At 52.0% G+C, this 20,936-nt stretch carries 21 protein-coding genes, 4 tRNA genes and 1 riboswitch; of the genes, 6 read left to right on the top strand and 19 right to left on the bottom strand.

Features of this window, described 5'->3' with window-relative positions; translation table 11 throughout:
* Positions 1–19: 19 nt before the first annotated feature.
* The 3 genes from QMF38_RS07845 to QMF38_RS07835 all read right to left on the bottom strand — a co-directional run bounded on the left by QMF38_RS07845 (position 20) and on the right by QMF38_RS07835 (position 2,124).
* Positions 20–1,363, bottom strand: coding sequence for a GrpB family protein (locus QMF38_RS07845; RefSeq protein WP_281759110.1), 1,344 nt, complete (start codon positions 1,361–1,363; stop codon positions 20–22).
* Between the two features lie 96 nt (positions 1,364–1,459).
* The gene (locus tag QMF38_RS07840) at positions 1,460–1,879 is read right to left on the bottom strand and encodes a CoA-binding protein (RefSeq protein ID WP_281759109.1); all 420 of its coding nucleotides are present in this window, start codon (positions 1,877–1,879) and stop codon (positions 1,460–1,462) included.
* Positions 1,880–1,890: 11 nt separating this feature from the next.
* Positions 1,891–2,124 (bottom strand): DUF1540 domain-containing protein, encoded by a 234-nt coding sequence (locus tag QMF38_RS07835; RefSeq protein WP_232302107.1) that lies wholly within the window; start codon positions 2,122–2,124, stop codon positions 1,891–1,893.
* Positions 2,125–2,441: 317 nt separating this feature from the next.
* Between QMF38_RS07835 and QMF38_RS07830 the strand changes: the two genes are divergently transcribed.
* On the top strand, positions 2,442–2,642 hold the full coding sequence (locus QMF38_RS07830; protein WP_006448009.1) for a cold-shock protein: 201 nt from the start codon (positions 2,442–2,444) through the stop codon (positions 2,640–2,642).
* 125 nt (positions 2,643–2,767) lie between these two features.
* Complete coding sequence (locus tag QMF38_RS07825) at positions 2,768–3,085, top strand: hypothetical protein (protein WP_006448010.1); 318 nt, start codon at positions 2,768–2,770, stop codon at positions 3,083–3,085.
* Between the two features lie 76 nt (positions 3,086–3,161).
* Here QMF38_RS07825 and QMF38_RS07820 read toward each other — a convergent pair whose 3' ends face one another.
* Positions 3,162–4,220 carry a G1 family glutamic endopeptidase gene (locus tag QMF38_RS07820; protein WP_281759108.1) on the bottom strand — a complete coding sequence of 353 codons (1,059 nt, stop codon included), beginning with the start codon at positions 4,218–4,220 and terminating at the stop codon, positions 3,162–3,164.
* A 207-nt stretch (positions 4,221–4,427) separates the two neighbouring features.
* Between QMF38_RS07820 and QMF38_RS07815 the strand changes: the two genes are divergently transcribed.
* Entirely contained in the window at positions 4,428–5,363 is a 936-nt protein-coding gene (locus tag QMF38_RS07815) for an aldo/keto reductase (protein WP_281759107.1), read from the top strand.
* Between the two features lie 131 nt (positions 5,364–5,494).
* Here QMF38_RS07815 and QMF38_RS07810 read toward each other — a convergent pair whose 3' ends face one another.
* The 6 genes from QMF38_RS07810 to QMF38_RS07785 form a co-directional block, all read right to left on the bottom strand.
* On the bottom strand, positions 5,495–6,217 hold the full coding sequence (locus tag QMF38_RS07810; RefSeq protein ID WP_281759106.1) for a ThuA domain-containing protein: 723 nt from the start codon (positions 6,215–6,217) through the stop codon (positions 5,495–5,497).
* Between the two features lie 121 nt (positions 6,218–6,338).
* Positions 6,339–8,462, bottom strand: a complete 2,124-nt coding sequence (locus QMF38_RS07805) for a hypothetical protein (protein WP_281759105.1) — start codon at positions 8,460–8,462, stop codon at positions 6,339–6,341.
* A 267-nt stretch (positions 8,463–8,729) separates the two neighbouring features.
* Positions 8,730–8,939: a hypothetical protein gene (locus tag QMF38_RS07800; RefSeq protein ID WP_006448015.1), complete on the bottom strand. Its 210-nt coding sequence runs from the start codon at positions 8,937–8,939 to the stop codon at positions 8,730–8,732.
* Between the two features lie 19 nt (positions 8,940–8,958).
* A complete protein-coding gene (locus tag QMF38_RS07795) occupies positions 8,959–10,572 on the bottom strand; it encodes a sodium:solute symporter family protein (protein WP_006448016.1) in 1,614 nt (537 codons plus the stop codon).
* 122 nt (positions 10,573–10,694) lie between these two features.
* Positions 10,695–11,561, bottom strand: a complete 867-nt coding sequence (locus QMF38_RS07790) for a hypothetical protein (RefSeq protein WP_281759104.1) — start codon at positions 11,559–11,561, stop codon at positions 10,695–10,697.
* Positions 11,558–11,977, bottom strand: a complete 420-nt coding sequence (locus QMF38_RS07785; protein ID WP_058093724.1) for a Fur family transcriptional regulator — start codon at positions 11,975–11,977, stop codon at positions 11,558–11,560. Before QMF38_RS07785 ends, QMF38_RS07790 begins: the two co-directional genes overlap by 4 nt.
* A gap of 157 nt (positions 11,978–12,134) precedes the next feature.
* Positions 12,135–12,235: riboswitch (cyclic di-GMP riboswitch) on the top strand.
* A gap of 145 nt (positions 12,236–12,380) precedes the next feature.
* On the opposite strand from QMF38_RS07785, the gene QMF38_RS07780 reads away from it, so the two are divergent.
* A complete protein-coding gene (locus QMF38_RS07780) occupies positions 12,381–14,369 on the top strand; it encodes a methyl-accepting chemotaxis protein (RefSeq protein ID WP_281759103.1) in 1,989 nt (662 codons plus the stop codon).
* A 53-nt stretch (positions 14,370–14,422) separates the two neighbouring features.
* On the opposite strand, the gene QMF38_RS07775 is transcribed toward QMF38_RS07780, so the two are convergent.
* Positions 14,423–15,340: an aldo/keto reductase gene (locus tag QMF38_RS07775; RefSeq protein ID WP_281759102.1), complete on the bottom strand. Its 918-nt coding sequence runs from the start codon at positions 15,338–15,340 to the stop codon at positions 14,423–14,425.
* A gap of 190 nt (positions 15,341–15,530) precedes the next feature.
* Between QMF38_RS07775 and QMF38_RS07770 the strand changes: the two genes are divergently transcribed.
* Positions 15,531–15,725 (top strand): hypothetical protein, encoded by a 195-nt coding sequence (locus tag QMF38_RS07770; protein ID WP_040290650.1) that lies wholly within the window; start codon positions 15,531–15,533, stop codon positions 15,723–15,725.
* Positions 15,726–15,780: 55 nt separating this feature from the next.
* Here QMF38_RS07770 and QMF38_RS07765 read toward each other — a convergent pair whose 3' ends face one another.
* From QMF38_RS07765 to QMF38_RS07745, 5 genes are all read right to left on the bottom strand, one after another.
* Complete coding sequence (locus QMF38_RS07765; RefSeq protein ID WP_281759101.1) at positions 15,781–16,866, bottom strand: GGDEF domain-containing protein; 1,086 nt, start codon at positions 16,864–16,866, stop codon at positions 15,781–15,783.
* A gap of 491 nt (positions 16,867–17,357) precedes the next feature.
* Positions 17,358–17,431, bottom strand: a tRNA-Cys gene (locus tag QMF38_RS07760).
* A gap of 58 nt (positions 17,432–17,489) precedes the next feature.
* Positions 17,490–17,564: transfer RNA gene (locus tag QMF38_RS07755), tRNA-Gly, on the bottom strand.
* A 12-nt stretch (positions 17,565–17,576) separates the two neighbouring features.
* Positions 17,577–17,652: transfer RNA gene (locus QMF38_RS07750), tRNA-Phe, on the bottom strand.
* Positions 17,653–17,713: 61 nt separating this feature from the next.
* Positions 17,714–17,788: transfer RNA gene (locus QMF38_RS07745), tRNA-Ala, on the bottom strand.
* 143 nt (positions 17,789–17,931) lie between these two features.
* On the opposite strand from QMF38_RS07745, the gene QMF38_RS07740 reads away from it, so the two are divergent.
* Positions 17,932–18,423 (top strand): hypothetical protein, encoded by a 492-nt coding sequence (locus QMF38_RS07740; protein WP_281759100.1) that lies wholly within the window; start codon positions 17,932–17,934, stop codon positions 18,421–18,423.
* Positions 18,424–18,501: 78 nt separating this feature from the next.
* Here QMF38_RS07740 and speD read toward each other — a convergent pair whose 3' ends face one another.
* The 3 genes from speD to QMF38_RS07725 form a co-directional block, all read right to left on the bottom strand.
* Positions 18,502–18,885, bottom strand: coding sequence for an adenosylmethionine decarboxylase (gene speD, locus QMF38_RS07735; protein WP_006448028.1), 384 nt, complete (start codon positions 18,883–18,885; stop codon positions 18,502–18,504).
* 212 nt (positions 18,886–19,097) lie between these two features.
* Positions 19,098–19,766, bottom strand: coding sequence for a rhomboid family intramembrane serine protease (locus QMF38_RS07730; RefSeq protein WP_232302109.1), 669 nt, complete (start codon positions 19,764–19,766; stop codon positions 19,098–19,100).
* A gap of 11 nt (positions 19,767–19,777) precedes the next feature.
* Positions 19,778–20,935, bottom strand: coding sequence for a glycosyltransferase family 4 protein (locus QMF38_RS07725; protein ID WP_281759099.1), 1,158 nt, complete (start codon positions 20,933–20,935; stop codon positions 19,778–19,780).
* Position 20,936 lies beyond the last annotated feature (1 nt).

Here is a 20,936-nt window from a genome sequence, read left to right as displayed (position 1 = left end):
GACAAGCCGTCTTCGTTCGTCAGTTCGTGCGACGATAGCGAAGACGGCGGAGCAAGTCTTCCACAGCTGGACGTTTGGCCTCGGTATAGGAGGCCCAATCAGCGAATCCTTGTGCGACCAACTGTCGCTTGACGAAGCTGTATTCCTGTAGCAAGTCATCGCGGCTCCTAAGCAAGTTTGTGAAGTCCACCGCAGTTTTTGCCAACCGGCCGCCCGCTTTCACAATCTGCAAGTGGCATCTGACTTCGTCATTCTTGATCCAATACAGTCGACCTTTGATCCCTGCATTCCCGCAAAACTGATACCCCAAACGCTCCAATTGTGCATGTTCTTCCGGGGTTACACGTGGGCGAGACAGTTCAACCAAGATGTCGATCACGCCGTTTGCCGTGCCAAAGGGCAACGCGGTCGCACCGATATGCCGGATATGAACCATCGCCCGGTTGGCAAACACCCGATTTAAGGCATGCCGTTCAATCGCAAACAGCTCGGACCAATCAGCCGGTAAGTCGGATAGAACGACAGATTCTAAGGCCTGTGCAGGCGGTCGAAAACCGAAATGCCGCCGTGTTGCCACAACGGCAATCCATAGGACGAGCACCCCGTACATCAGCAGTGCCCACAGCTCAGTCGGAGCCGAAGTCGAGGACACCCATGTAATCCAAAGATCATATCCACTATGTACGGCGATGACTAACAGGATGCGTCCGGTGACGACTGCCATCAACGCCAAAAGCAGGCCAAGCCCACTAAACAAATACCAAGCCTGCAACCGACTGTGCGAAAATTCGAGAATGTGCCCGGCGCCAAATGCCAAAGAACTTAAGATGACGGCCAGCGTAAACGCGGCGGCACGCACACGCCCATGCCGCCAGCTATCTCCTGTTAGCCAGCGGCAGACGATGACGACCGTGCCAATCATGCTCCAACGCCACAGTTCTTCTAATCCGGCCAAGAGGGCAATGACGTAGTCCATGACACCAGCTTTTGTTGACACGTTGGTCTGCGTAAACTGTAAAAACAGGCTCTCCAAGATACTGAACAGTTCTAACAACGCGATGAAAGCGATAGGCGTCAATATGTAAAGATAAAGCCGCCATTTCAATAAAGCGACAGGCTTGCCCACGTACATGCGCGATCGCAACGGATCCCATGTACGAAACAACACACGGCGAATGTGCGGTAAGACGACGATCAAAGCAAAGACACTTAGCAGGATATACCCCCAGGCCACCCATGCTGCGTTTGGGCTCGTATCCAGATTGGCAATCGTCGCATAGACAGCAAAGCACATCATGTATCCGATGCGCCAAGCACCAATATTGCGAACAAGGCGATCCGGCAGTTGCCTCCAGCGATTCACCGAAACCCTCCAAACAGACAATCCCCCCGCCAGTGCGAGGGGTGCCGTGACATATTTCTCATTATAGCGAAAGAACATCGCTCGAGGCAGATTGCATCACATTTGCTTATGTGCCAGCAAGCGACGGTGTTCCACGTCAAAGCGCTTGTTCGAAACAACTTTGAGGCCGGCCTGCTCGGCTTGCGCAATGGCGGCTGGATCGTATACTCCCTTATCTAGCCAGAGGACCTTGGCATTGGCTCGTATGGCGTCTTGGACGACGTCTGCCACGTGGCGCGAGTTGCCCGCGACCTCGACGATGTCGACAGGCTCTTGAATGTCATGCACATGTTGTACCGAAGGGTGTCCGAGCACCGTTTCGCCTTCCCGATTGACCGCAATGACGCGATACCCTTGCGACTGTTGATAAGACGCAACACGGTACGGATCGGTTTGCGGATTGGAGGTCAGCCCGACCGCGGCGATAACCTGTGCATTCGCCATGAGCTGCGTCAGTTCGCTATCCGAGACGTGCATAAGCTGCCTCCTCACTTCGACGCATTGTTTTGCGATTTCGGCCGGAACGTATGACAGCACGTCTGCATAGAAGATTGAGCCCAGTCTGTGCGCTTGGTGTCGACAGCGATTTCGCTCGCAATCTCCTCGCGGAAGTTTGCGCGGCTTTGATTGTCCACCGTCACCATAATGCCAGGTGCAGCACAATCATTGTTGGCTTTCCAAAAGTAACAATTCGAGACACTGCATTTCACATCGACCATCATCGCGCTCTCCCCCCTGCCTGTAGGCTGCGGGCATCATGTCCGCTCCCCATATTGTCGACCGCGGACCAAGCTTCATCCCGGCAATCGTTCACCGTTTGGGCAATGCCATCCAGACATACACACGGTCACTGCAAGACACAGTCGCATTGACGATTGACATCTGTGCGATCACGTGTATAATACTGATCAATACCCATTTGCATACGATATGAGAGATGCATGAGCCGTTCATTCTGGCCTCAATGGGTCGGAAGAACGGCTTTCTCAATGCAAATGAATTTGGTAAGTGCTGATGGAAGCACCATGGAGGAATTAGGATGCAAGAAGGTATTGTTAAGTGGTTCAACTCGGAAAAAGGCTTTGGATTTATTCAAGTTGAAGGCGGCGACGATGTGTTTGTTCACTTCAGCGCCATCCAAGGTTCCGGGTTTAAGACGCTGGACGAAGGACAACGTGTTACGTTTGACATTGTGGAAGGTCCGAAGGGCCCACAAGCGGCAAACGTTGTGAAATATTAATCACAGATTTCGAGCCCATGTTGCGACATGGGCTTTTTTTGTGTCATGATTTCGATGAGAACCATGACATGCAGTGTGCGGCCGGGATCTCACTGGGTTGACATTGCGGAAAAGAGGAATCTGTGTTGGTCACGTTCATGCTCGGATTGATTGCAGGTCTCATTGGCGTCATTGAGACATTGCTCGACATGCTGTCGAAACAAGGATATACACCCGATTTTGGCTGGCGCGGTTACGGTGCTATAGCCATCTCCATCATCGCGATGGTGCTTTCGGTTCTGTCGAAAACGCGCCCAAAAGCCGCAGGAATCGGCATGTATGCATGCGCCGTGATCGGCTTTATATTCGCCAGTTTTTCCTACATTCCGTCCGGCATCGTACTCATCATCGCCGGCACCATCGCAACCTTCTTTGACATGAATGGAAGGCAAACGGCGGATTGACAAACGTTACATTCTAAAAAAGCTACCCAGAGCACAGTTGGGTAGCTTTTTATCGTTCATGATGATGGTTGGAGTATTATTGCCATCCCCAGGAAAACTGAATGGTGTAGCCGCTCCCGTTACCTGCGCTTGTCGGGATGCTAATTGACCAACTGCCGCCAGGCATCCATCCGCTCCAACTGGATACATCTCGGTGATGACCACCGCCGTATGAAGATACAGGCCAGTGGCTCCATCCTTGCGACCACCCGTCGCCAAAGCCACCACCATCACCCGGCAGTCCATCGCCTGCACCGCTTGATGTCGTACCCAAAGTGGTCGTCGAGAAGGACTCTCCATCCGTGCCGAGACTGGAGGGGCTGATGAGAATGTCGCCTGCATTGTCAACCATGGCAACAGACTGGACGGTGTTTCCGGAAGCTGTGATGGGTTGCCCATCGACCGTCGCATTCGTGAATTGAACAGTTCCCGCATTGGCCAGCGGATACAGATCACCTTGTTCAGTGGACGGGTCTTCGCTAATCCATTCCGCAGACGTACCGATATTCGCCGCATACCGGTTGCTGAGGGAGACGGTTATACTTTTACTCTCCGTTTGCCCAGATGGCGTAGTCACACGGATGGACAAGTTCCAAGTCGAGCCGTTACCCTTATCAATGGTCGCCGCAACGGAGGAGCCGACAGGAATGGTCATGACGGAATTAGCAGAAGCAGGTAATTTCTCCCAAAACACATCCACCTCTTGCTGCCCATTGACCATTTGTTCCGTTGTGCCAATTTGGAGTAAATCCTGGTTTTCCACGCCCCCCAAACCAATCCACTGAGCCGCCATGGAATTGTCCGCACCCGAAATGGTTGGCACGACCCAATTGCCGGTTACGCTTGTATAACCGTTTGCTCCGTTTGGGGACGCGATATATCCACTCCAATTTGCCGAGCCTTGTGTATTCGCTGGTAATGACATGTTACCGACAGAACTGTTCTGACTGGTGCGAGTGGAATACCGCGTATTGTCATACGTGAGCTTGGCTTGTGTCTGCATAGAGCGATGGACGTGATCGACACCCAATAAGCATGCAGCCGCCGCGCCGACTGCCAGCCCTGACTGTACAATAATTCGACGTTTCGAGTGCATGGCCCAAAATCTCCTTTTCCTAATCTGATGAATACGTAGACATCATAGAAAAGCTTTCTTGAAAATCGCTATAAACCTAAAGTCTGCAATCGCCTGCCTACCATAAATCATGCGAAATGTTCTCTACGGATATGGGGGTAAACACGTCGACGCAAAAACGTGTATCATACTTTACATACATATCTTCTTCTGAAAGGATGTTGGAATGTGAAATACAGTGCGCTACAAAACGGTGTAAGCGTTTCCCAAATCACGTTTGGCTGCTGGGAGCTTGGTGGCGGACAGTGGGAAAAAGAAAGTGATGAAGTGAATATCCAAGCGATTCAGACGGCTTTCGAGCTCGGCATTAATTCATTCGATACAGCGGAAGGATACGGGCAAGGCCATTCGGAGGAAATTGTTGGTTTTGCGCTCGAAGGCAAGCGCCAAGATTGCGTGATCGCGACCAAAGTCTCGCCCAATCACCTGAAGCGCGACGATATTCTGCGCTCGATCGAACAAAGTTTGAAACGCCTCCGAACAGATTACGTGGACATTTACTATGTGCACTGGCCGAACCCTGAAATCCCTCTCACAGAGACCATGGAGACGTTCCGCCAGTTACGCGAGGAGGGGGTAATTAAGTCTGTTGCCGTCTCGAACTTCTGGAAGGAACAGTTGGAGCAAGCGATGACCGTGGTTCAGGTGGATGCAATTCAACCGGAATACAGCTTGTTAGACAGGCGAATCGAACAAGAGGTGTTGCCGTATTGCCGCGACCACGGTATCGGTATCCTCACGTACAGTTCGGTTGCCAAAGGTATTCTCACCGGTGCCTACCATATTGGCGGCGTGACATTGAAGGAGACGGACTTCCGGCAAGGACGTCGCCTGTTCAAACCCGAACATATGGAAAAAGAACAGGAATTGGTCCTTCTTGTAAAGGAGATTGCCGACGCGCACGGTGTTAGTCCGGCTGAAATCGCCATCGCTTGGTTATTGCATCAATCGGGCGTGACATCGGCTATCGTTGGCACGCAAAATATTCGACACTTGAAGGAGAACGTGCGCGCTGTTGATATTCAACTGAACCAAGAAGAACTGCATCGTCTCGACGAAGTGAGCCGCCGCACAATCGAAGCCATTGATGCCACAGAAGCATAACCCTAGGCGAGGGGCGGCAGATGCCGCCCCGTAACCTTCCGTATGTAGGCGTTTAACCGACTGGATAGCAGGATTGCAAAAATGCCATCTTTACATGTGGAACACAACCTACATCCCAGGGTCCAAACATTTCACGCCTGCTCCAGACTTGGCGCATGCCCGTAAGTGGGCCGTGGCCCCGCTGCTGGACGGGCCCATAAGACGGCGTTTTGAATGACACGAACAACGTTCGGATCGTGATATGTCGGATAGGTTTCATGCCCCGGTCGGAAATAAAAAATTTTGCCTAGTCCTCGACGAAATGTGCAGCCACTGCGGAACACGTCTCCGCCAGAGAACCAGGAGACGAATACCACCTCGTCTGGTACCGGAATATCAAAGTGCTCGCCATATGTCTCCTCTTGCGGAAGCTCGAAGTAAGGCGATAATCCTGCTGCAATTGGATGCGTTGGGTCGACAACCCACAAACGCTCCTTCTCGTCCTCTTCGCGCCAGCGCAAGTTGCAAGACGTGCCCATCAATTTTTGAAACACCTTCGAGAAGTGGCCTGAATGAAGGACAATGAGCCCCATGCCCGCCTGTACTCTTGACACGACGCGGTTCACCACTTCGTCGGCCACCTCGTGGTGCGCCATATGTCCCCACCAGACGAGAACATCGGTGCTATTGAGCACCGTTTCTGTGAGACCATGCTCGGGCTCGTCCAGAGTAGCCGTGCGCACGTCGTGCCCGGCCTCTGTAAGGGCTTTCGCAATAGCGCCATGAATGCCATCCGGGTAGATTTCTGCGATTTTGGGTTCCTGTTTTTCATGGCGGAACTCGTTCCATACTGTAACGCGCAGGTTTGTTGACATGTGACCACTCCTATCGTGAATAACTCGCGCTCCCCCTCCATCATAAACGAAATGAGGAACAGATTCAGTGCAAAAAACAAATCCGCCCTCACGGGCGGAGAAGGATGGACGTTGACCTGTCTCAGTTTGTCACAGTCAAGGTCACGTTCTGATTGATCCACTGCAATTGTGTCCATCCACTGGTAAAAATGCCTTCAGGGAACGTGTAGGTTCCGGCCTGCTCTGGCGTAAAGGTCCAGGTCTCGGTCACCGATTGCCCAGGAGTCAATGTCGCAGTTGGATTGGACTGTTGCGATGATGTCCAGTTATTGTACACGGCATACTGTACAAGCAACCCGTTGTTCAGGTACCCTGTGGGCGCCGTTTCCGTGTAAGTCGTCGTGATGGTCACAGGGGTGCCCACTTTGACCGTAGTTGCGGACAGCTGAACGGTGGCCGAAATGGTGGGCGGATCCGGCTGTGTGACCGTGAACGTGGCTGCACTCGGGTCTGCCGCATACACGCTTGTTCCGTCTTGGCTGAAGACGAACGCCTTCACGGTATACGTCCCAGGAGAATCGGGCGCCGTCCAGTTCCAGGTGAGCGGTTGAGACGATTGCCCGGGCGTAAACGTCACGCCAGACTGCACTTGTTGCCCAACCAATTGCCCTGCTGGATTGTAGATTTCCACGTCGAGTGTACCATCTTTGACCGCACCACGCGTGTCGGTAAACGTCGTGGTCAAAGTCTCGTTGGCACTGGGCTTCACCTGAAGGGTGGATAACGTCGTCTTATCAGTAAACTGTGGCCCTTGTGGCTGATGCCCGGGCACCGACGGTATGATGATATCCGTCACCGAATAGGGGGGTAGCGTCACATTCTGCAGGTTATCCAATTTGCCCGGCGTCACCGCGTTACTGCCTTGCCCATAGAATAACGTGAACGCAGGACCCTTAGCTGCAAATCCTTCAGCTTGCAAATCGACGGTATACGCTTGCTTCGGATCTTTGTTGATCAACATGACGTCGACAGCACCATTGGGCAACTTGGTCGCATGCACGGCCACCAGATCATTGTTCGATCCGGCACCGATCATCGTCGCTCCTGGCACCATGACGGCTGCAAGCATTTGGTACCCATAATACGTTGGGAACGGTGTATTGGCAGCCGGCTCTGAAATGCCATTGTCACTCGAGCCATTGGACAAAAGTCCATAGTCTCCGTAGTTATACTGCCCATACAGATTCGGATCGACATTTGCACCGGCCTGTTGTGTAACAATGCCATTATGCAAATCCCACCAGTCGACGTTTTGCGCTCCGGACTCAAGCCAGTCTGCCATGTCATCATCGAGGAACAGCGCATTGACCAGACTTGTACTCTGGCGCCCAGGGTTATACGAAACCGAATTCGTTTCGGTGACAAAAACCGGGATGGTTCCATAGGAGCTCAATTGCTGCTTCAAGGTATCCATCATCGTCGAAATTTGATTCGTCGAACTGAGCAACCCAGCGTCAGTCTCGCCTCCCGGGTTTTGCGCATACCAGTGCACAATGGCGAAGTCCGGAAGCACTCCAAGGCTGTGCATGGTGCTAAGCACGGTTGCATTCCAGTCAGCTTCTCCAGTACCAGGTGCGATGAGGTCCACGCCGATTTTAATAGAAGGATCAACCGCTTTCATAGCCTGAATGAAGGATACAGCTTCTTTTGCGTAACCAGCTGGGTTATTCGCAAAATTCCCTGCTTCCCAGCTGCCATACATCTCATTTCCAATTTCCCAATACTTCACGTCGTAGTGGTGCGTGACATTGGCATCTTGAACCCATGCGGCAGCTTCACTCGGTGTGCCCGTGCCGGCGTTGACCGTAATAATGGGTTGCGCACCTGCCTTTTGGGCCACTCCCATGAAGTTGTCAAAGGTGTTGTTGGGATCTGCATACCCCCCAGTTACGGTATTCGTTTGCCAATTGTACTCATCTGAAGTCGATCCTCCGGGATATCGCAACATGGTTACCCCAATGCCACGAAGCAGTGATGGAATGGCTGCATCGAGTAAATGCCCGTCCCAAACGGCCGTATTTACACCAAGTGCAGTATTTGGCACGGTTCCAAGTTCAGCAGCGGCATTGACTGTGACATGAACTGTCGATGACGCACTGGCCGTCGTCGTATCCGCACTGACGACCGCAGGCGTGGCCACGGCTGAGAGTGCCACAATCGTTGCCGTGAGCGTTCCCAGCTTTAACGTACGCTGTTTTCGGTTCACACGGACTCCCCCTGAAAGTGACGTAAAGCCACAAAACCATCGAACTCCAGTATCCAGGACAAAACGAAAGCGCTTTCCTAAAGTTCTACACCTCCTTTGATCCGAAAAGATAGCACAATAAGATGGAACCGTCCAAATCCGACAGGTGACGACAACTTGGCACCCGGGAACACTGATATACGCTTACGTAGAGTTCCTCATGAGAATCAATTCCGTAACGAAGAAAGCTGCCTTTCCTCCTTAGGAAAGACAGCCTTCTTCTTGATATTAAGTTTCGTCGTTCGGCCGGCGGGCAATTGAAACGATTAAGAACAATAGCCCGAACACCAGGCTGACGAGCCCCCACCACAAGTCGATATTCCAGTGTAAGCTCGGCGTCCGGGGATCAGACACCGCGCCGTAGATGGCAAGGACGATTCCGTAAACCGTAAACAAGATCCCTATGAGAAAGCGCAGGTCAAGCCAACGACTTTGCATAGCATCATCTCCAATCCAATCACCAGAAGGCGATGTTCAAGCCAACCAAGATGACAAAGACGATCCCGGCTAGATATCCAGGCCGTTTATACCAAGGATAGCCGCTGTAGTCCGGTCGTTTGCTCAGACCATACACAAGCCCTTGAAGTTCTTCGAGCGGACGGCGTTTCGTGAACAAACTGACCAACACCGTGACAGCAACCGTAATAAACCAGGCCCACCAAGCGCGCCAGAAGTTCCCGGCATCTGGGCTCGTGAACATATTGGCTGGAAGTAAAAAGTACATTAAAAACGCGCTGGCAATACCACAAATGAGCCCCCAAAAGCCACCCCAAGGCGTCGTCCGCTTCCAGAACATACCGAGCAGGAATGTACCAAAAAGCGGAGCATTGAAAAACGAAAACAACGTTTGCATATAGTCCATGACGCTTGGGAAACCGGCTGCGAAATACGCGGTACCAATGCTGATGATAACACCGACGACGACCGCCCAGCGACCCATATTGACGTAATGCTTGTCACTTGCGTCCTTTCGAATATACGCCTGATAAATGTCATAGGTCCAGACGGTTGTAAACGCTGTGACGTTACCGGCCATACCGCTCATAAAGCTTGCGAGCATCGCCGTAAGCCCTAGGCCGAGCATACCTGGCGGATAATACTTGGCAATGAGTAAAGGCAGTGCCAGGTTATAACTCATGTTCGGCGAATGCCCGATTTTCGGGAAAATGGCCAATGCGATGAGGCCTGGAATAATCACCAAAATCGGCACAATCATCTTGAAAAATGCGGCATAGATAGGCGTATTTTGCGCCGCCCGCAAATCCTTGGCCGCCAGTGTTCGTTGCACGACTAAGAAGTCTGTCGTCCAATAACCGAACGAAAGCACGAAGCCAAGGCCAAGCACCACCCCGAGCCAGCCAATGCCCATTGGGTTGTGTGACGGGTTGCCAAGATTTTGCCAAAGGTGGCCGAACCCTTGTGGCAGACGAGCCATCATTCCGTTCCAGCCGCCGAGACTGTGCATACCGATCAGCGGGATCGGTAGGAGGCCAGCCCAAATTAAGAAAAACTGAACGACTTCGTTAAAGATCGAAGACGTGAGACCGCCGAGGCCTACGTAAACCAAGACGACGACAGCCGAGATCAAAATACTCGTTGTGAATGACCAGCCGATGAGGATTTGGAAAATCAGCGCCATCGAGTACAAGCTGATACCCGATGTGAGAACCGTCATGACCGCAAACGCGATGGCATTGACCGCTCTCGTTGCTTCGTTATAGCGCAACTTCAAGTACTCAGGTACAGAACGAACCTTTGAAACGTAGTAGAACGGCATCATGTAAATGCCGAGAAACAGCATCGCTGGAATTGCACCAATCCAGTAAAAATGCGTCGTGAGCATACCGTACTCGGCACCACTCGCAGTCATGCCCATGATCTCAAGGGCACCAAGGTTCGCGGAGAGGAATGCCAAACCGGTGATCCAAGCCGGAATAGATCGACCTGAAAGGAAGAAGTCCTCACCGGTCCGAACACGGCTGCGCAACACGAAGCCCACACCAATCACGAAAACGAAGTACAGGGCAATAATGATATAGTCTACAGCGTTTGCATGGAATAGCGCATGCAACGAACGTACACCTCCTCAAATATGTATTCCCGTATGCGCTGTCACGGGATTTTCACCTTATGCATAGCCAAAAGCGTGACTATGAAGCTTAATGTCACCGTTTTGTCTGCATTCCCCCCTCGTTACATACCTTTTCCGGTTACCATTTGCATTGCTCGCCACATCGATACCCCTCCGACTCCGCCGACAACAGCGACAACAAGTACCAGACCCAAATTGATGGCATCTAAATTGTGCACATGTACACCTGTATTGATGCTCCATTCAGCTAGGGAAGGAACGATAAGAGCCAAGCCCCCTGCGACAACAAACAGAAGTCCGCCATAAAAGAGCGTATTGCCAGACACGTAACGACCAACGAACGCTTTGCCGGCCGCTGAAATCTGTCGACGCTGGAGCCACCATCCAAAAAGAGCACCAATGGTCATTTGCATGAGCAACGTACCAATGCCAAACAATACACCTGGCACGAACCCTAGCCACGCAGAAGGCATGGTCGGCGCGATCACCGTGTACAAAATGGTCGCAAATGCCCCTGTTCCCCATCCTGCGATCACGCCATGAACAAACGCTAAACGCAATGGGACAGGTGCATCCATCCCCCCGGCATGCGACGCATGTGGTAGCCATTTGTCGACCCATGGTATCAAGTGGATCGAGTGACCGCGCATCAGAATATACCAACCAGAACACGCCATGACAAGTCCTACGATGATATAGACAATATTTTCGACATATCCATGCATAAGGAACCCAGCTAATGCAAAATATGATAATTCAGAACCGATAGCCCTTTGCAGCGTAAAGCCAAGAGAAAAGAATAAACCCGCCAACATGCCGCCTTTACTGCTGTAGCTACCGATGGAATAGCTGAACGTAATGGGCCAGGTATGCTCATCTGGAGTGATTCCGTGGATGACGCCAAGTAAGCAGGCCGTGATCAGTCCAATTGCGAGCGACAGATGTTGCGGATTCCATAAGTCTATCAATGTCTCTCCTCCTCGCATGAACGACAGCGGCCAAAGAAATCGAGTTTGTGATACGCCACCGTTCCGATCTTTTGGTCCACATCCATCGCCTGTTGCGCGTTACACTGAAACAACTCCTTTACTTGATGGCATTGCAGACAGACAAAATGATGATGATGTTGGTTGGGACAAAACGTATAATAGATCTCTCCGTCAATAAGGAACGGAGTTGCCAGGCCCACCTTCGTCAGCGCCTCCAACAAACGATAGACAGTGGTGAGCCCAACCCGCTCGTAGCGCTCTTTCACGTAATCGTGCAGTTGTGCAGGAGTAAACATGCGCCTTGCGTCGACAAAAGCCATCAAAACGGCCTCTCGTTCCTTAGTTAGCCGAAACTTATGCTCATGTAGCAACTGTTGGATATCCTTCAAATCCACCAAAATCACACCTTATAGAAAATCATTTTCTACAATGGATTATGCTCCGCCTCTGACGAAAATGTCAACAGGCCAATCTAGCATTGGATCTCATTGACTCCTGTCGAATCTTGTTGGATAATGTGCCAGGCTATGAAATTCGGGCTCCAAGATGTGCCCGATTGCAAGGCAAACCAGCGGAAACGCTGGGGCGCAAAGCCACGGGTCTACGGATTCTACGGATTCTATCTTGGGATCTACGATGGCCGGGCTGCCAAGCCGTCAGCTGAGCACTGAAATCGGCAGGTATCACACCAAGGCAGCCTTCTGTGAAGACCCAGAAGGCTGCCTGTTTGTATCTACCATTCTGCACAGTGCCAAATGTCTTTAATGAAACAGACTTTCGCAACAGGAGGTCACACCAATGGAGAACCAAATGGTGGCATCGGCACAAGTAGCTAAACGAGGGTGGACGATTGGATTAAAGCTACTCACAATTAGCCTGGCCCTATTGATCGTTCCGTCCCTCGTCATCGGGTTCACGTCGTTTACCACTGCCAAAAGCAACTTTTCATCTCAGTTGGACAACCACGATATGACGAGTGTGAAGGTGTTCAACCAGGATGTAAACACGTTCATCTCACAGCGTGAGCAAACCTTGACCTATCTCGCTAAGTTATTAAACAGCACAGCCTTGGACGAGTCTTCCACACTCCCTGCATTAGAGGGTGCAGCCCAATCGTATGCTGACTTTCTTCACGTCTACGTGGGAACAAACACAGGCGCGTTCTACGTGAGTCCGGCCGCCAAGATGCCGGCTGGCTATGATCCCCGTAAACGCTCCTGGTACCAAGCGGCCATGACAAGCCCGACACCGATTGTCACGCCACCTTACGTCGATGCCATAACAAAACAACTGACAGTGACCATTGCCGAACGATTGGCCAACGGGCGTGGCGTTGTCGGTGCAGATATTTCCTTGAAGACGTTTGATCGTCTTGTCAATCAAGTTCCACTTGGCAACAGCGGTTATTTGGGGCTGATGGACGGACAATCGAACGTCATCGCGATGCACGGCCTGGCCCCAGGCTCAAGCCTCCATCTCGCGACGCTAAAGCAGATGTACCAACACGACAGTGGTATTTTTAGCGTGGCTGTAAAAGGTGCGAGTTACCGATTCACATATGTGACCAATGCAGCGACTGGTTGGAAAGTCATTGGCATTTTGCCAACGTCGTCCTACATGCGTGCCGTGCATCCCATCTTGGTCATTACGCTGATTGTACTTGGTATCTCACTCATCTTAGGTTTTCTCACGATTTGGTATTTGGTGCGATCGATCACGCGACCTCTGCACGCACTGGTCGAATTCGCAGAACGTGTGGGTCGCGGGGATTTAACTACAGATGTGGTCATCAAGACGCGGGATGAACTGGGTGTCCTAGGAGGCGCATGTAATCACATGCTACACTCCCTACGCGACATCATCCGCCGTGTCGAGATGAATGCGGAGCAAGTTGCGGCATCGTCCGAACAACTGACGGCAAGTGCAGAAGAAAATACCCGCGCAACCGAACAAATTACAAATGTGGTCGGCGAACTTGCGGCAAGCGTTACGGAGCAGTCGGAGCGTGCCAAGCGCGATCGCGAACGAGTGGATTCCCTGGCGAGTAACATTGAAGAGGTTGCGACCAGTGCCAGTGTCGTCGCCCAGGTGGCAGAAGCAACGGCTGCAGAAGCCGACCGCGGATCCAGCAGTGCGGAAAGCGCCGTGCATCAGATGGAAGTGTTGGGCCACTCGTTTACAGGATTATCGACATCGATTCAGGAACTCACAGCATACTCGGGACAAATTCACAGCATCATTGCGGTCATTCAATCGATCGCGACGCAAACCAATTTGCTTGCCTTGAATGCTGCAATTGAGGCGGCTCGAGCCGGTGAGAGCGGACGTGGATTTGCGGTCGTGGCGGAGGAAATTCGCAAATTGGCGGATCAGTCCTCATCGTCGGCCAATGAAATTCAAGAGTTGATTGAGTCGATGCAGGTACGGATGGAAGAAGCCTCCGCCTCGATGGAAGCGAGCCAGCAAGATGTGCAGCATGGTATTGAAGCCGTGAATCATGCGGGTGAACTGTTTGCCAACATTCGAGCGGGTGTCGTCGCCCTGGCAGAAGAGATTCGCAGCGTCACGTCCGCATCACAGGCGATGGCGGCAAGTGCCAACTCTCTGCGCGAATTTATCGCACAAGTCGAATCCGCAACGGTGGAAACGTCGGCTGGGATGCAAACCGTCTCTGCATCGACCGAGGAACAGCTCGCATCCATGGAGGAGATTTCGGCTTCGGCCGCTTCCCTCGCGGAATTGGCGGAACAGATGCAAGCCGCCTTACAACAATTCTCGCTTCGCTAGTCATGCCATTTGTGCACCGAGCCAGCCGACATGCCCGGCTGGCTCGTTTGTATTTACGGAAGGATATTCCCCGCCGCGCGATAAATCTCGTACCACTCTTCGCGGGTAAGCCGAATCTCGCTCGCTTTGCACGAGTCGCGCAGGCGGCCAACATTCATGGTACCGATGACTGGTTGCATATTTGCAGGGTGTCGCAATAACCATGCGATGGCAATGGTTGTATTCGATACATCGTAACGATCCGCAATTTCGTCTATTTTCTGATTGACCTCCTTGAATTTGTCGTTGTTCAGAAAGACGCCTTCAAAAAATCCATATTGGAACGGCGACCAAGGTTGAATGGTGATGTCGTGTAAACGGCAGTAGTCGAGCACACTACCGTCGCGATCGATGGCCGATTCGTTTTCCATATTCACATTGATACCGTTCGAAATCATGGTCGCGTTGGTAATGCTCAGTTGAAGCTGATTGGCCACGAGCGGTTGACGAACATAACGCTTGAGCAACTCGATTTGCATCGGTTTTTGATTCGATACACCAAAGTGGCGTACCTTTCCGGACGATTCGAGAATGTCGAACGCCTCTGCGACTTCCTCCGGCTCGACCAGTGCGTCCGGCCTATGTAAAAGTAACACGTCTAGGTAGTCCGTTTTCAACCGCCGCAAGCTGCCGTCAACGGCCTCTAAAATGTGTTCTTTGGAGAAGTCAAACATACCTTTGCGAATGCCACATTTGGACTGTAAGATAACGCTTTCGCGAACATCGTCAGTCATGTGCACGGCTTCCGCAAAAATGGATTCGCACTCACCGCCTCCGTAAATGTCAGCGTGATCGAAAAAGTTTGCGCCCTCTTCTAATGCGGCCTGCACAAACCTTTCAGCCTCCAACTTGCTCAGCGAATGAATTCGCATACATCCAACGGCGACGACCGGCACTTCAAGCGCGCTGGTACCCAGTTTGATGGTTCTCACGGACTCTCCTCCTCATATCAACACAGCCTCTGCAAAGAAAGCGCACGAATTGCGCTACGATGACGGCTTCTAATCCATTGTGACACAGATCCCAAAGCTGCTCAACCAGGCGCTTCCCGTTTCTCATTTTCGCCTTGACAGGATACAATGGAGCGTGTGAACGTTCGGAAGTTTGGAAGGAGCAACGGACATGAGCGACATACAATATGTGATCAGCGTGATCGTCTATGAAGATGGACACTGCGACGTCATGTGGGACTCGTCGGTACCGATGGAGCACTGTTATGAGGCTTTAAAGCAAGTCACCGACGACATGGCGGGATCGATCGCCCCAAAACCGCCTACGCCGCCAAAGCAATCCCCGAAAATCACACGCCTGAAATAACAAGAGCGGACGCCGAGCTTCTGCTGACGTAATTGGCACGGTGCGCGGCGTTCGTTTATGGAGAGGCGATACAGACCCGATTTCTCCCTCGCTTTTTGGCCGTGTAGAGTGCGTCGTCGGCAAGTTGTAAAAACGCGGATGTATCGACTGTGGATTCCGGTAGGCACGCCACGCCAAGCGAAACCGTGATGTGAATCGACTCCCCATTGGGAAGCAGGAAGTCTCTGCGTTCAACAGCAGCGCGAATGCGTTCAGCCATCTCTTGCGCCACAATCAGCGTGCAACCAGGCATAAGCACGGTGAACTCTTCCCCGCCATTTCGCGAAACAACATCGCGCGAGCCCGTACACGTTTGCAATACCGTCGCAAGTTGTTGCAGGACAGCATCCCCAGCAGGATGGCCGTATGTGTCATTCACGCTTTTAAAATGGTCAATGTCAATCGCAAGGATGGACAAGGACTCCGTGCCAGTGGCCGCTCGCGCCGCAAGTTCGTTAATGACCAAATCAAAGTGACGAGTATTGTTAAGCCCGGTCAGGAAATCGACGGATGACATTTGCTCTAGTTCATGTTGGCGCCCGAAATGAGCGAATAGCTGCGTCACCAACCAAGCACTTCCGTACCCTGCGACCAACGAAACGATCCCATACGTGAGAAGAACCCATTCGAATTGCGCATGGGTGGGCATTAACCAGACGACCAAAGCCGAAATCTGCGCAAGTGCATACACATTGACAACAAGCACCCGGATAGCCAGTCTGCGCTTGATACGTGCCAGTATGGGTGCAATGGCACTAACCAACAACATATTGAGTGCGGCGAGGATTGTCGTCTGATTCGCGCCGAAGGTGGCGACGCGCCCTATTTCTTCCACCAATCCTGCCACCAGAGACGCCGAGGGTCCTAGGAACAAAGCACCAGTCACCACAGGCAAATGTCGTAAATCCAAAATGAGCTTAGAATTCGGAACCGGTAGGGCGTACAGCATGAGCAGAATTCCCATGACTCCCGCAGCCAGACCTGTGAGAAGGCGATCCAACGTGGTGGGCAAGCGGCGAGCACGTAGCCGACTATACGGCAAAAAGCCAATCACAATCAATGTAAATACGATACATGCGTTACTAAAAAATGTACCAACCATACCGTCTCTCCAAACGCAAACAATGTGAACTGAGGGAGATCATATTCGACACTTTTCGACCGAAGCCCTGCCAAGATGGGAGATGCGTCTACTAACCGGGCTGTACCTGGTACTAAGGCCAATACCACCACTTTGGGGTTAATAAAGCCTGCCGCCATGGGTAAGAAGTATGCGTTTCTTTCTGGCCCATGATCACGGAGCGATGCTGCAAAAGAAGGTTCGAGCCGATGTCAATGCGATTGTCAGACAAAAAAATGACCTTCATGAAGTGCCTCATCGGGCCATCGAAGCCCGCTATGGATAACAAGGTTTCGCCACTTTAGTAGAACTCTGCTTTACCCAATCACCAAACTCCAAAAGGTCGCGAAATACGATGTTTTTTGAGGGCCCAAAATATGTTTCTATTCACGATAGGTTTGCACGACGTTTTTGAAATAGCAGAACGCGGCTCCGAAACTCCTTCGGTAGCCGCGTTCTGATGAATTTTCACTTGGAGGCGCCAGCCGGATTCGAACCGGCGGTAAAGGTTTTGCAGACCTCTGCCTTACCACTTGGCTATGGCGCCAAAATCGCCATCAGTCGTCCTCGGTTCTCGCCCGCAGTCGGGCTGATGGCGTTTGCCCTGGAGCGGAAGACGGGATTCGAACCCGCGACCCTCGCCTTGGCAAGGCGATGCTCTACCCCTGAGCCACTTCCGCATATTCGGTTGCTGGTGGCTCGGGACGGAATCGAACCGCCGACACGAGGATTTTCAGTCCTCTGCTCTACCGACTGAGCTACCGAGCCGCAAACAGCTATGTAATTCTACAAAACTGTTCAATCTGTGTCAAGTTAGACACAACAAGCTTGGTGGAGCCGATGGGATTCGAACCCACAACCCCTACGCTGCCAGCGTAGTGCTCTCCCATTGAGCTACGGCCCCTGACGAACGCTATTTATTATACATGAACTCTGCCTATTGCGCAACTGTCACATCGATGAACTAAAGCTCCAACCACTGAACATAATTTCCAATTTACTGGGTAACCTAAAATTAGTTCGTCCACAAAGGAGTGTATGCCTTCCATGAAACACTGGATTACAGCGATTTCAACACTTTGCACGCTTGCGTGTGCATATCCGTCCGCATTCGCGGCACAAACGTCCGGGTCTGGCGTTTTGACAACTCCTCAACAAACAGAGTCGGCAGTACCTTCGTCGAGTCCCAGCCACCAGTTTGAGGTAAAATCGAGCGTACAAGTCTCGCGCGAAACGCTACGCGAAGCGTACCAGGCAAGCCATGATGCATACACGAAGAAGCTTCAAAAATACGCAAAGTGTTCAGAGGCCGACGCACGCAAGGCCGTTCTCGGTGAACATCCAGGCGCAAAAATTGAGGAGATTCAGTTGCGCAACATCCGCACCAATCTCGTGTATATGGCAATCGCACGGGATGATGAAGACAAATATCTTGTCATCGTCGACGCTGGCAACGCAAATATCCTGATGGATCGCCGTATTCCGACACACCATGAACGCGTGTTTGCAAACGGCCCCGACGGTGGCAAGGCCGAATAATCGCCAGCAATCGACTTCGCGAGAACGCGAAAAAGGCGCCGGTTTTCGTCCGGCGCCCTCCACGTGGATCTCGTCCGATTAAAACGCGCGCACTTTTACGTCTTGAACTTGAATTGGACCGACACCGCGTGGCACTTCTATAGACTCCAGGCGCTGTGCGCCGAGATGCTTCGTAATTAAATCGCATGCCACATTCGGATCAATTCGATCACCGCAGGTATACACATCAATGCTTGCATACCCGTGCTCAGGAAAACTGTGAATCGTCAGGTGTGACTCCGAAATGATGACCACACCGCTCACACCCTGCGGAGCGAACTTGTGAAACGCCACTTCGCGAACCTCGGCGCCCGCCTCCAAGGCCGCATTTACCATAGCTCGTTCGATTCCATGGACATCGTTCAACTTTTCCGGGTTGCAGCCCCACAGTTCTGCAATCACGTGACGTCCCATCGTATCCATGACAAAAATCCCCCTTTAAGCCAAATCGGCCATGCCGTTGCAAAGGCATGTGGAATCGTCCCTACACCACGGGGGAAAGTTAGTCCGTCGAGGTCCTAACCCTTTAAGTGTAAGTCCAAATCCGTCTTTTCATTACGCAGTCCAACTTGCAAACATTACGATGTGTAGTATACGTTGTGGACCTGCAATTTGCAATAAGGAATTATGTGGGCTCATAACCCAAACGGCAACGGCGTCACCAACGCATAGATCAAACTTACTGCCGTGGCAATACAGCAAACCACGGAAACTCCAATCCAAAAGCGCCGGTTGCGCACGTACCGTACAAATATCAGGGTGAGCAAAGCACCCGAAATCATGCCTCCCAAATGCGCGATCCAGCCAATGGTCCCTAAGTTCGAGATGTCGATCACGACGTTCACCGCAAGTACAATGAGGAGTTGATTGCGCACGAATGGCGGGAACTGACCCATCAACGCCAGAGCCAACATGGCACCAAAAAGTCCAAAAATAGCGCCCGACGCCCCTCCTGACACCGCATTCGGAAGGAACGGCATACTTAGTAGATTGCCAATTGCTCCGGAAATAACGTAGAGCACAATGAAGAATGGTGTCGTCAACAGTCGTTCAACGATAAAAAGCGTCCATAGGGATATCATGTTGACCAAGATATGTAGAGGGCTAACATGGACAAACATTGCGGACAAGATCCGGAACCACTGCCCTTGCTGTACAAGCGGTGGGAGCATCGCACCTGCCCGCAATAGTCCTGTCGCAGATCTGCCAGTTGCCGATTCGACCAGTACGTACCAAGCAACATTTAGTACGAGGAAGGTCCAGCCCGCCGGGACTGGATCTCCACCCGCCAACCGAAACTGCATTCGAAAGCGCCTCATTCGCGCAACCACTCCGTTCGATTTTCCAACGGCACAATCTTGCCTGTTCGTACAGCATCCTCTTCCAACACGGTGTATCCACGCTCATATGCCGCAATCATGCGATCTCGCGAGTACAACGGCAACACTTGCTCACGAAACACCTGCACGTAATGGTTCCTTAGTACATCGTCATGAAATAGCCGATGTATGGCGCTTGCCAGTGCCTGCACATCGCCAACAGGGACCATTTCACCCGCCTCGCCGTTCAGCAGCATGCGACGCAGGGCCGGAATATCCGATCCAACATTCGCAGCGCCGTAAAATCCAGCCTCCAAAACGGACGTCGGAGCACCTTCACTCTTCGAGGGCAAGACATGTACATCGAGAGCCCCGTAAAATTCTTCGACGGATGCGAGAAACCCCAAAAAGTGCACGCGATCTCGAACGCCAAGCCGATCCGCTAGAACCTCAAGCGTAGCCCGTTCTCTTCCATCGCCGGCAATGCAAAGATGCACATCTGGATCTGGTATCTTCGCTACGGATTGGATCAAGACGTCTATATTCTTCACCGGATCGAGGCGCGCTGCCACGCCCATAAACCGTGTCGACGTCGGTAACCTGAGTTGCTTGTGCCAAAAAGCTCGATATTCATGGCGCGATCGCGCAGGTGGCGCAAGAAAAATGGCATTTGGAACTTCTAGGATGGTCTTGCAGGGCAGGATATCGCCGAGCGTCGGTTGTACAACAAATAAGCCTGACGCCTGGCGAAGATGCCATAGATGCAACTTTGGAAATAAAAACGACTTGAGCGGATGCCCTAGAAAATCGTATAGCGGGTTGCTGTGAATCGTGGCTGTCCAGGGTATTTGTTGACGTTTTGCGGCATACGCCGCAAGTATGTTCATGCGAGGTCCATGTGAATGCAATAACCACGCTCGCTCCTGACGAATGATCCGAGCGAGCGCATCGATGACCGATCGAAATCCACCCGTGATCTTGGTCAAGGAACCTCCAGTGCGTTCCACTGCAGACGCTAGCGGCCCATCCCCCAAGCTGACAAATCGATATTGGTATTGCGTGCGGGCTTCAGCCAGGCCCTCGGCCCACGTGCGCAGGTGGGACGCCGCGCCCCCCACCTCGTTTCCAGCAAAAAAGACTATGACAGTGCGCAAT

It is taken from the genome of Alicyclobacillus hesperidum subsp. aegles (assembly GCF_027923525.1).
Classification (GTDB): domain Bacteria; phylum Bacillota; class Bacilli; order Alicyclobacillales; family Alicyclobacillaceae; genus Alicyclobacillus; species Alicyclobacillus aegles.
This window is presented reverse-complemented; position numbering and strand designations above follow the sequence as displayed.